Annotated in this window: 3 protein-coding genes; all 3 read left to right on the top strand. The window is 49.6% G+C overall.

What is annotated here, in order from left to right:
• Positions 1–91 precede the first annotated feature (91 nt).
• The 3 genes from IPH75_16070 to IPH75_16060 all read left to right on the top strand — a co-directional run bounded on the left by IPH75_16070 (position 92) and on the right by IPH75_16060 (position 13,203).
• Positions 92–1,513 (top strand): AAA family ATPase, encoded by a 1,422-nt coding sequence (locus IPH75_16070; protein ID MBK7143579.1) that lies wholly within the window; start codon positions 92–94, stop codon positions 1,511–1,513.
• Between the two features lie 934 nt (positions 1,514–2,447).
• Entirely contained in the window at positions 2,448–4,823 is a 2,376-nt protein-coding gene (locus IPH75_16065) for an SBBP repeat-containing protein (protein ID MBK7143578.1), read from the top strand.
• Positions 4,824–4,929: 106 nt separating this feature from the next.
• Positions 4,930–13,203, top strand: a complete 8,274-nt coding sequence (locus IPH75_16060; GenBank protein MBK7143577.1) for a hypothetical protein — start codon at positions 4,930–4,932, stop codon at positions 13,201–13,203.
• Positions 13,204–13,547 lie beyond the last annotated feature (344 nt).

Raw genomic sequence — 13,547 nt, 5'->3', positions numbered from 1 at the left:
GAAGAACTCGGTAAATTGATCGGCATATGCTACCAGCAGATTGAAGAAACTCCGCTCGGCCGAACGTTGCGAGTTGTGTCAAAGTGGATGTATGAGTGATCGAAAGGTATTTGAGCGACAAGCCCAAGCGAAACGAGCTGTTCTGGTAGCACCGGCAGGATGCGGGAAGACTCACGCAATCGCACAAGCAGTTGCAATGACCTCCAGTAAGCCGCAGCTGATACTGACACACACTCACGCGGGTGTGGCCGCCCTGCGTCGTCGACTTCATGCCCTAGGTGTTGCCAAATCGCAGTACACCATTGAGACAATCGCAGGCTGGTCATTGAAATTGGCGACTAGCTACCCTATGACATCAGGACTTATCACGGGTGCACCGGAAACAGATGAAGAGTGGAGCAGGCTCAATCCCGCTGCTGAGTCAGTCTCAAAATTGCCGGCAATCCAAAAGGTACTTACCAACTCTTTTGGAGGTATCTTTGTTGATGAGTACCAGGATTGTACTGTCCCACAGCATCGATTCATAATGTCTCTTGCTGAAATACTCCCCTGCCGCATTCTAGGCGACCCCCTCCAAAGTATCTTTGGATTTGCCGGTGAGTCCGTCGATTGGGACCGGGACATCCTGGCGAATTTTGAAAAGCTCCCAGAGCTGGAGACTCCGTGGCGTTGGAGTGGCGAAAATGAGCAGCTTGGCAAATGGCTTACAATAGTGCGTAGGGAATTGCTAGCAAAACGAGCTATAAGCCTCGAGCGTGCTCCAGTTATCTGGAAACACATTTCCATCGAAGAGCAAAGGCGTGTGTGTTATGAACATCTTGGAATTCATCGAGAATCTGTTGTAGCCCTGCTTCAATGGCCCGCTGAATGTCACAAAATGGCCTGTGTGCTCGGTGGCAAATACAAGTCTATGGAGGCGATTGAATGCCCTGATCTTCTCAAATATGCGAAACTGATTCAGGCTAGGACCGGTGCTGAACGAGTCCTTTCATGCGTAAGTTTTGCGAAAATCTGGATGAGAAACTTGTCTAAGTCGACCACGACTCTCGAGAGGGCATTGAAGTCTGGTAGGATGCCTCGGGATACAGGGCAGAAGCACGGCAAACTCTATGCGGCCGTAGCGGGAATCATCGATAGTAACTCGATAGCCAGGGTCAAAGACCTGCTTGTCCAACTCAGATACTGTCCCGAAACTAATGTCTATCGAGAGGAACTCTGGTCCGAGATGCTACGTTCCGTTGAGTTTGCCAAGAATAGCGATGATCCAGACCTAGGAAGAGCGGCCTGGGCGGTCCGAAACATCACGCGCACAATTGGCCGTCAAGAGAGGCTCCGATTAATCTCGAGGACCGTACTAGTCAAGGGACTTGAATATGATCACGTGTTGTTGCTCAATGCAGACACCATGGACTTGAGAAACCTGTATGTCGGGCTGACTCGGGCGCGCAAATCCATAACAGTGTTGTCAGAGTTACCTATGCTCGGCCCATTCAAGGAGGAGAATGCTGCTTGAAGCTTGTTCGTGGGTATGCCCCTCACTGAATAACATATGAAGAATAACGATCATCGCATTTACCTCTCAGCAATTGAATTTTACGACCATCGCTTGTTTCTTCGACAACTTGAATTGTCTTGGGTTGTTGGTCGAGGGGCCGGTGCTGTCTGCGACGGGGGAAATGGTCGATCCAACCTACCCTTGGAAACTGCTCTTGATTCTCAGTGCAAGAACGGTGGACGCATGCTGAATGTAGCAGGCAATTGAAGCGCGAGACGTCGTTTCAAGCAGTCCACGTTCTCTTTGCATGTACCGCTGATTCGCGAAAGCGTATTCTCAATTCCCGAATTGGTGGCGCCTTACTTCACATAATACCTCGACGCCATCGATTATCTGAATACCGGGCAGGAGTTCTGCGTGAACTACACACAGACATTCCTGTTGAGTTCCCTAACTCAGATTGGTCCGGTCCACGGAGTGAAGTCATGCAAGAGAGCAGTATGGGAGATTCCGGGCATTAAGGTTGGGTGGACGCTTGATAAGAGCAGCATAAGCGAGACCTGCAAGGACAAATCCTGTATTCGGCAGTAACCGCCTTCACCCCTGAAAACCCTATTCAGTACCACAGGCATGTGATTGTGAGAGTCAGGAAATGGCTGGCGTGTGTTTCTTCACACAGTATGACAAGGCCACGGTGCCGATAGGTCACAGACCCTCGAATTTCCCTGACTTGATCTTTTCACTTGACAAATGAGATTGCATTATCGACATTCCAAGCAACTAATCAGTCTCCGCTCTGCCTAGCTGACTACAAGTTCGATCGCGCAGACACATCTAGGTGGGAGGGGCTTCTTATCTACGCAATTACGGGGGTTACAAGCATATGCTTGTAGGCGTGCGGTTTGGTCGAAAAATCCTTGGTCTTGGCCCGTCACTTGGGGTTCTAACCACTGTGATCCTCTGTGCAGCCTCCCTTGCATTTGCATATCCTGATATCCAACTTAAGCCTATTAGCCCTAACGTCTTCATCCAGAACTGCGGACAGTGGCCGGATTCGATTCTGTTCCAATCCAAAGTTAACGGTGCCTCGGTCTGGTTCGCCAAGGCCGGAATCTACTATCAGTTCTTTCGAAAGACCGAGGATTCGCTACGGTTGCCCGGGGAACAGCTTACCCGTCTGGTGCACGAGGATTTTGCTGGAGGCAATAGTGTCGCTGAAGTTATAGGAGAGGACCAGTCTCCCTATTACTGCAATTACTTCCTGAGCAACGACTCCAGCAAGTGGGTGCGGCATACTCCAACCTACAAGTCAATTCGATACAAGTCTATTTATGCGGGTGTTGACCTGCGCTATTACTTCCAGAACGGCCATTTGGAATACGATTTTGTGATCGCGCCTGAGGCCGATCCACTGGCGATCAGAATACACTATGAAGGGATTGATTCTCTTTTCACTGGTCGTGACGGCGAACTGGTCGTGGCCACTGATTGGGGGCGGATCACGCAGAAAGCCGCATCCGTGTTCGCCTTGCCATCCAATAGACAAATAGAGTGTTCGTACGTAGTCGAGGGCAAGTCCTTTGGCTTTGCTCTGCCGGACGTATCTACTGAGCTTGCGATTGTGATTGACCCCTTCCTGACTTTCTCTAGCTATTGGGGAGGGAGTGCGGATGATTATGGATACGGAATTGGCCTGGATTCATCGGGAAACGTCTACACCACAGGGAAGACCAGTTCGGCAGACTTTCCAGTCCGACTGGCAATCGACGAGATCAAAGACGTTGATTGGGATGGCTACATCACGAAGTTCTCCCCCAATTGCCAAGACTACCTCTACAGTACTTTCTACGGCGGGAGCGGCTCCGATGTAAGTAATGAAGTTGCCGTCACGCCAGCCGGCGAGCCGGTGGTCGGTGGCGGCACTCAATCGTACGATCTACCATCCATATCAGCCGCCCAACCGATCAAGGGGACGGATGTTGACGGTTTCGTCCTTAAATTGAACCCGGCCGGTACTGAAATAGAGTTCGCTACTTTTTTGGGGAATAGCAGACGAGACTCGGTGACTGGGATCGCGATTGGTCCGAATGGCCATGTATATGCTTCCGGATTTACCTTCTCGGATAACTTCGTGGTTACACGAGACGCCTTTCAAAGATATTCCGGTTGGTACAGCTACGGTTTTATTGTAGAATTGCCGCCCACAGGCGACTCACTTATCTATAGCAGCTATTTTGCTTGTGGAAGTGACAGAACAAAAGTGGCTGTCGATCTTGATGGGAACATAATCCTTTCTGGCAAGACAATGCCGGATAGGTTCTCTGTTCAGTTTCCGTTCAAGAACGCGTTTGATTCAATCAAAGGGGATGGTAATGCAGGCTACATAACGAAGTTTTCCCCTGGCTTTGACAGTGTGGTATTCAGCACCTACATAAGCGGCGACAACGGCACTAGTCTGGAGGCCATGGAATTAGATACTCAGGGTCGCATATATGTGGCTGGCTCAGTGTTTGAAGGTGGGTATCCATTGCTTAATCCGCTGGATCCCAGTGTAAGCCACTATCATGACGGAGTGGTGAGTATCGTGGGGCCGAACGGTGATCTTCAATTCTCGACTTACTGGGGGGACTGGGAGTATAGTGGCGACGTACTTGAGGATATTACGGTGGACGGTTCGGGTAATATTTACGTGCTTGGTGCATTTACCGGCCCAAGATACCCACTCAAGAATGCATTCGACTCATTCAACGAGCATTGGGAGGGTGTTTATTCACCAGAAGCGACGCTCACCAAGTTTTCCCCAATGGGCCGAGGTGTGGAATATTGTTCGTTTCTCGGTGGCTCTGGGATTGATAGTGCAGGCTCGATTGTCGTTGACAAAAACGGAACCGTCTACATAGTGGGGACCAATTACCTCGGCGGATTCCCGATGGTCAACCCGCTGGACAGTACTTTTCAGGGGGTCACCGATTACAATACAGATGCCTATATCGCCATAGTGGGCGATCAAATAACCGATGTAGAAGTCGAAGAAGACCAATCGTTGCCGACGACCTTCGTCCTTCACCAAAACTACCCGAATCCGTTCAATGGAGAGACTGTCATTCAATTCGATCTGCCGAGGGCAGTCCACATCGAACTAGTTGTCTATAATATTCTTGGCAGAAAAATCAAAACGCTGACGGATGGACGATTCGAGGCTGGTTCGCACAAAATCGTCTGGGATGGCAAGGGCAAAGACAATAGACCGGAAGCCTCCGGCGTGTATTTTTACCAACTGCAATACAATGGTCAGTATTTGGGACGAAAATCGTTACTGCTGAAATAGCATTACGTGACATCAGATTTTGATTACCGCACACATGGGTGCCGATGAATGTATTTCGCAATCAGAACGTCAGTACGCACATTTATATTCATATTCCGGAGGTATCGTGAAGTCGCAAAAACTGTTGGTCCGGGGAGTTTTTCTGACCGTCGCCTTTGTCATATGGCCTTGTGTTGTTTTTGCATATGACCCGGGCGGGGATGTCCAGACCGGTCGAGGGAGCCAGAGCGCGACTACTAGTGTGGTCAAGTCATCCGGTGCTGGAGCCTCACTTTGGAGCGATCCTAAAAATTCCGGAATTATCAGTAAATCGGTGAACTTATATACGGGACAACACGTCGAATCGTTTCCACTTTTGTCACTTCCTGGCCGAGACGGATATGGTGCGTCGCTTTCGCTCGACTATAATGGAAATGTTTTCGCTCAGGCTAAACAGGAGAACTACCGCGCACAAGCCTCACCCTTTGGTTTAGGGTTCACGTTAGGTGGGCAGAGCATTGTTGCTGACCACAGAGGAACCGTGGACATCAGCGATGACGACTATCGTTTGATTCTCGACAACACTGTTGTCGGACTTAAGGAAAAGGACGGAGTCGCCAACAGTTATTTGCCGGAATCCGGCGACCCCTGGGCTATTACCAGAGTAGCTGCAACCATCGACGGTGTACCGTGCGTCATTGGGTGGATTATTAAGCGTGAGGATGGCACTATCTACAGGTACGGTGATGGTACTGCGACACCAGCAAGCTGGAATGCGACCCGCAATATTCTGTGTTATGGCACGTTTGTGGGGAATGGGATTACCACTGACGACAAAATCTATCCAACGCAATGGGATCTGAAGGTGATTCACGACCCAGACAGCCTTCACTGGGTGGCATTCAGCTATCTGCGCGACCTCCGTTATCTTACGGTGGGGTATTCCAATGGCACCATTGCGAATTCAGCGCATCAGTATGTATCGGCTTCGTACCTTTCTACCGTCCAATCTGATGACGGCAGAACACTTGAACTCTCTTACTCAGCCAGGCAGGATGCCGACACTGTGCTAGGCTACAACAATTACGAGATTTTCTTTTCAAAAAAATGCGATATGCTGGTCGAAAAGAGTGCAGCCGGCATCGTGGCTCAAAAACTGAAACTTGAATACACCTACCTGAACGCTGGCAAAATGGTAAATCTTGGGGCTCCCTTCGAGAAGCTCCTACTCTCGTCCATAACGAGGTGGACTCCCGACGGAAGCACAGCAAGCCTGCCGCCGGTTCACATTGAATACTTTCTCGACGAAGAAAGTGCTTCGTTCGGCGCTATTCACAAGATCTACTATCCTTCAGGAGCAATCAAGGAGATCGGCTACGATCAAGTGCCTGCCGCGAACAATTTTGCGCGTCTAGATGCGCTGCTGTTGAGTGAAGTTCAGGCACCTGCGCCTGCCTGGTATTCGGATGGAATTTGCATCACGCATCCCTCCGGGAGCAATCAATGGAAGATCGCAATCTGGGATGGTTATTGGCACATCTTGACTATTAGTGGTAGTTCGGAAGTAAAGGACCGGCCCGGTATCCTGCCAGGGCAGGTTGTGATAATACCGGGGGATAACAATGAGTTGATTACCCTTCGTTGGCGTGGTGGATATTGGGAGCAGGATACCATCGAAAATGCGTATACGCGCGGTGGCTATCAAGTCTTTATCTACCCGGGACAGGATTGCTTTCTCATGGTTTTGGGGACCTGGTCGCGAGAAACCGGCACGCGTCACAGACTTTCAAAATACTTCCAATGGGACTATGGAAGTTGGCATAGCAATGACTTTGCTGATACCTATGGCACCAACTATCTAATGTGCGGCGTTCGGATGCGAAATAGTATGGTCATCCTGTCGCTCTTTGACCTGAGTACTCACTACATTGATAATGAACCTTCTCAAGAGGGGCACTATACCTACTTGTATTGGGGCAAATATGTGAATAGTACTTCGTTTGTGGATGGAAATTTCGCCTATGAAACCGCTGAAGTCAACACGGCATACGAGTATGACATACGAGGGAACATCTTCATTGGTCATGATTACATTGGCTGCATGGGTTCAAGGTACTTGTACGCGAATAAGTGGAATGGCATGTCCTGGTCGAGCTTCCTACCAATAGGTGGGGATTCGCCATGGCGTTCAAGAACACTCTCGGAACAGACCAACGGTGTTGTATGGAACTACGTCCGAGATGATGGAAAACGTTCACACTTGGATGCTCTCGTTCCATCAACAGCAGCAACGGGCTTTTCCACGCATTGGCAATGGGCGGGCAACGATCCAGATGACGATGGAGAAGCGATGACTGGTCTGTGGACCAATGGTGCAGGACTGGCATATTGTCTTTCGTCCACCGGAATAGTCGCTATGTATCGCTGGACCGGAAGTCGTTTCACGTATATCTTTGATATTGCTTCCACTGGATGGGACATGACAAAGGCGACTCTTACATTGGGGGATTTCGCGTATACGTTCGGTCCCACCGCTGGCAAGGGTACCTACGATACAGTAATAACTAGACATTTCATTGGAGGTAGTAAGGGATGGCTTGATTCAAAAACCGGAACGAACATTAATAATGGCCGGTGGGGGCAAGACGGCGTGGCGTCCTCTAGTAAGGCCTTCTTACGTCACGGTGGGGATGCGGTTTACGCACACATTTATGATCTTTTCAGGTTTGGCGAACAGAATGCCACTAGGCTCCTACTTAACAAGGACCCAATGAAGCATTCATTGAAGGTCAATTACTCGGTAGACGAGCAAGGGTTCTTTATTGCTCCCCGTCAATGGAGTGACACAACGGACGGGCCGTGGGACTACACGAATGCTGTCGATAATGTTGAGGTCCATAGATTGTGTGACACTCTCTTTTCAGGTGATGCACCGTTTCTGGCTGTAAGTTCGGTGACAACACGTCAATATGTGAACGACCCAGAACCAATTATCACTACATACGCTTACGACGGTGGTCTCCTTGATCGCTCGGTCACCACTCCTCGTTTTGCCAAAGTAAAAGAATCAACTCCTCATTTGATGAGCACCAGTCTTGATTCAATCGGATATGCTGTGCATATGTTCTATAATGATATTGATACATCAGGATTCTATGACAACTCCATCTATAACGGAAGAAGCTTTCCAGATCTAAAGTCGGCTGATCGCTACGGCATTGACAACGGTGCATTTCGGCTCGATGGTACTGAGTATTTGACATACAGCTATGTAGGTGCCACAGAGCCAACGTCAGGAAAGCTGGATTCGGTGCATTCCTATCATTCGCTGTATGCGCCAGCTGGCTATCCCAGCGACGTGTATAGAGTAAGACTCGATAGGGTAGACACGTACAAGGACAGTCTTTTTTCGCGTGTCAGATATGAGTATGATTTGCTAAGTAATCAGGTTATCCGAACCAAGACACAGTACGTGGATACCAATTCGTATATTCTGGACGAGGTCGTCCCAGCCTATACCCTTGCCGAGTACCCCGCGATGATCAATGACAATGCTCTCGTTCAGATCGCGGAGCAGACTCGCACCTTACATCATGGTGAGGACACATTGCTGGCAAAGTCCAGGACCGACTTTATCAAAAACGGCTCCTGGCGGCCATCCAAGAACTATACATATCGTACCGTCCTCCCGACACCAACAGACATCGTCTATACAGATTCTCTCTTGCCGGACAATCAGAGTTTCGACATCCGAGGGAATGTAGTGGCAGCCTGTGGACCAAATGGAGTAATCACATCATCCAAGTACGACGCGCCCGGAAATCGACCAGTGGCCGCCGCCGTCGGATGCAAACCCGGCCAGTTCTTGTACCAGGATTTCGAACAGCCTGCTTCCTGGGACAGTTGGTCGATTGCGACAGGAGATTATCATCAATTAGTGACAGACGCACATACTGGGGGCATGGCATTTAAGCTAATTGACAACCCAGCCACATGGGAGAAAAACTGGGGTCCATCAAGAATCATTCAGAGAGACATGCTCCAGGACAGCGTTTACTACTTTTCGGGCTGGGTAAAGACCAATCACGAGGTCATAGTTTTTTGTTGGTGTCTGGATGACGCTACCCCGCCGGGAACATGCAGTGGTGGGTATAAATCCCTCCAATTCTCGCAATCTCAGGTTGGAAGCGGAGAGTGGACACGTGTTGAGGGGAGCTTTGATATTCGTGAGCAGATGCGAACATCCAACACGTGTTTTAATAAGCTAAGATTTCAATTGGTACTTGCTGACGACGGCAGCGCATCTACAGGAGACTACGCCATATTCGATGATTTCCGGTTCCATCCGGCTCAGACAGCAGTCAGCAGTACGGTCTATGATGAACAGACAGGTATCATTGTTTCCACAGCAAATGGAAGTAATTTCCCGGTTACGACTACATATGATGAGCTGCATCGTCAGGCGGCTACATTCAATTCGTATGGAGATTCATTGTCTCGTGTGGACTATACTCCATCGCTAAGCAGTGCATCGCGGATTGCGGAAGCATCTAACGTTGAACTGGATTCCCAGGTTGTTATTATTGAGTATGCTCAAGCAATCGCTTACACGCTGAGGACAGAAGCTAATGCCAAAGCGAGACAATCGAAGAGCAAGGTATACAGGAACAACGATTTAATGGTGGAGATCGAATGCCCTGGATATGATGACGAATGCTCTGAAACAGCCACTGGGACGTTTGAGGTCGCTAAGTGGGATACGGTTAGAATTGTCGCCCGTTCCTCCCACGTTGGTGCCGATGCATACGCACGCGTCAATTTCAATACCCCGGAAGGATATGATCCGGCGTCCCCTGCACAGGTTAAGACGACCGCATATTCTTACCGCGCAAACCCATCCGGTACCGATCAGCAGAAGGTACGTTCTGTAGCGATATCCTACTTCGACGCCTACGGGCGTACGCTTCAGAATCGTGTGATGGATTCTGTGAGGGGTATGGAGAGAGCCATTGTTGCCGGCCTCAAGACTTATGACGGGCGTGGGCGTGTACTGAAATCCTACCTGCCGTATGTGGACACAGTCGGCCAGACAGGAGTTGCCGCGTTCTCTCCGTGGAGTACAGCAATTACGGAAGTCAACGCCTACTATGATGGAGATTCAACTCGAGGACCCGATTGCGAGGGATACCCATACGCTGAGGTCGCCTACTCCAGAGATGCTGATTCGAAAGTTGTGAGATCAGGCGCATCCGGTCCTGACCTGCGGCTGGGGTCTGCACATCAATCCACGGCAACATCCGGGAGCGAAGATTCCGATCCGAGTGGGCCTTATAGCATTTCAGAAACCATTGATCCAGATGGACTAAGGACTATTGCTCATGCAGATCAGTGGGGGCGCTGGTCCAAACAGATAACACCATATCGAATCGGCGAAGATACCTGGAACGTCACGCTGAAGACTGTCAGCAAGTTGACGCAGAGGCTGGACTCAGTTCTCGTCGATACTTCCCGTGCGACGACAACATCGGAGATACCGCTTCGATGGTCGGCTAAGAACGCACTAGGCCAGGATACTGCTACCTGGAAGGTCGATTATGGAACAATCAGAATGCTATATGACCGCGCTGGAAATTTGCGTTTCATGCAGAATCAGCGCCGACGCGATAGCCTGCAGACCGTGTATTTCAAGTATGACCCGCTTGGACGCAAGATTGAGGAGGGCATAGCAGACTCTCTATATTTCACACAAGCACATGCCGACGACCCAACGCAACCGGCGACTCCGATTCGCATAACATACAAGTGGACCTATGACTATTATCAATCAGGCAATACAACCCTACTTGCACCGGGTAAGCTTGTCCGTATTCAGAATAGTGACAGCAGCTACTATAAGAACTTCACTTACTCATCAAACGGTGAGTGGGATCAGGCAGTAGTCAAACTTCCCCAGGCTGGCACGGCCAAGAGAAAAGTGATTCAGCACTACTTCTCCCGTGACGGAAAACTGGCGAAACTTGTGGTGTACCCGGATTCGGCTAATGCAGTCACAGCGCGCGTGTTCACCTATCAATACGACCAGGTTGGACGGATTGCATCTATTAAACGAGGAGTACTGTCTGGAGAACCGCTTGATACCTTGGCTTACGCCACCTACTATTACAATCCCGACGGCAGCCACAAGCGGACACTTCTTGGGAAATACGACTTATTTGTTGAGGAGCCGCTCATTCCCAGACATGACACTGTCCAACAACTTGACTACAGGTACAAGCCAGAAGGCAGACTCGATTTTCTGAATAAGCTCGGCGATGTCTCTATTGTGAGGAATGGCACGGCTGACCACGTCGCAACTGCATTCGAATATCACCCGGAATCTGATCCTATCAAGTATTACAACGGGCGAGTGCGGAGGAGCACGACAGCCAATTCCATTGATGGTGCGATACGTACCCACGATTGGTACTATGAATACAACGACCTTGGCTGGTTAATCAAGGCGGATAACACGTCCTTTGGCTCCACTTTCGATCAACAATTTACGTATAATGCTTTAGGGCATAGGACACAGATGGTGTCCGGAAGCGGAGCAGTAACTAATTACACGTACGGTACCAGCACGCCTGGGTCATCAAAGCTGATATCGATGACCGGCTCAAGCCAACCGCGGACATACGACATGCTTGGGAATCTGATCTCGGATCCATCACGCGGCGTCTTGAGTATGACCTACGATTATCGTAACTTATTAATTGCTTCGACAGCGACCCCGGCGACACCCGGCGGGTCCAATGTTGCGTTGGGGTTCGGCTATGACGAGACCGGACTTCGGATCAAGAAGGCCAGCAGTTACACCTACTATGTGCAGTGCGACGACGACACCGGGATCGTGATTGAAGGGATGGTGATGGGAGGCGACTCCGGGTTGGTGATGTCCGAGCAATCGATAGTCGGCGGAGAGTTGGACAGTGGGGTTGTTGCTAATGGGAGCGTTCCTCCGGGTCAGTGTCCACGAACATCGCTCACTGAGACCTATTACCTATACGACGGAGGGTTGCTTCTGGCAACCTTCGACAAGAACGACAATGTGGTCGACCTGTTTGTGAATGGGCCGTCGGGGAGGATTGCGAATTACGTGCAGAACAGCAGCAACCAGTTGTACTATTTCTTGAGCGATCAGGTAGGTTCGACACGGATACTGATGAGAGGGGTTCCACCTCAGACTGCGGGCAATGAGTACTACTTGGCGGAGTACTATAATTACTATCCGTTCGGTGAAATGCTTGAGTCTTGGGGGAACCAACCGAGTGCATATCAGTTCTCAGGAAAAGAGCACGACCTGCATGGCGGATTTGATTATGTCTATTTTGGCGCGCGCTATTATGATGCAGAACTTGGCCAATTTGCGTCGATTGACAAAGCGAGTCAATTTGCGAGCGGGTATGTGTATGGTGGAAACAATCCTATCATGGGCGTGGACCAAGACGGAAATTGGTTTTTTGCTGCAGCATTCTGGGCCTTAAGAGCATATTCGACGGTGAAAGGCGTTGAGGCAGGGTTCAAAGAAGGTGGAGTCACTGGTGCGCTGCGCAACCTCGTGGTAGGAGGTGTTACGAGTGCAGTGGCCGGCACTTTTGGAGCGCAGCTAGGCTCAGTTACTAAGATTGGGGGGATGGCTGCTTCAAGCACCATTCAGGGTGCCGGCAACAGCATTATGTATGGTACTGATGTTACGGCTAGTTTTGGAATAGGCAGTTTCAATCTTACAAAGGGAGGGGGGTGGAAATGGGCCGATCTTCAGGGTGACTTTATCTCTGATTTGGGCACAGTCAACGGGTGGGGTGCGGCGGCAAGTGATTACAGCAAGGCGATGAGCTATGTTCATCTTTCCAGAGAAGACCGGCAAAGGCTATCTGGTATAAAGGACAAGTACGGGGCAACAAAGGGATTCGATCAAGATTATCCAAAAGATGCTTCAATTAATGCGGGTGACACAAAGACCTACGGAGGTATCCGCATTTCCAACGATGATTACAAAACCTTGTCGGAAATCGGAGATAGATACCAGAACCACATGTCTATCTTTGACCCTTTGAGTTGGTCAGGAATTAGGCAGGTTAGGAATTATGTCTTTGGAAACGTTGGGCCTATTAAGGTATTTGGAGCGACGATCATTCCATCTGAACATGTGAGCGGGTTTCGATTCCCCAATGACTTTGCGGTAACAATTGATACAGATGGAGCATATCGAGTTCACGGCTGTATAAACGCTATGTCAGTAATCGGGATGATTGGGCACAACGCAGAGAACTTTCTAGCGCCTCAGGAAAAAGTTGCTGCTATGACACTCTATGGGATTGGAGGGCTGTACAACAATGGTGCATTTATCGGTGTATTCTAGTAATTGTAGATTCTTGTCAGTGGTTGCGTTGACTATGTTCAGTTGTTTGTTAATCAGTTGTTTTGGAGTTACTCGAACTCGTGAGTACCTACCAACACAAGGAAGATGTATTCCCCTAATGGATGGTTGGATGCTCAGGCCCGACATTTACGCATACAAAAATGTTACAGGTGCAGATGCTGAAAATTGGTGGCAATTTGTACATGAATTCAGATTCAGCAAGATACGAACCGTAACGAAATCGTCTTTGGGCGACATAACTGTCGCCGAAGTTGATACTCTATCGCTTCAATTCACGGAACCCAAGATGACGATTATTATTCCAGTCAGCAGCAGAAACTTTG

The sequence above is a fragment of the bacterium genome (genome assembly GCA_016708025.1).
Lineage (GTDB): Bacteria > Zixibacteria > MSB-5A5 > GN15 > FEB-12 > FEB-12.
This window is presented reverse-complemented; position numbering and strand designations above follow the sequence as displayed.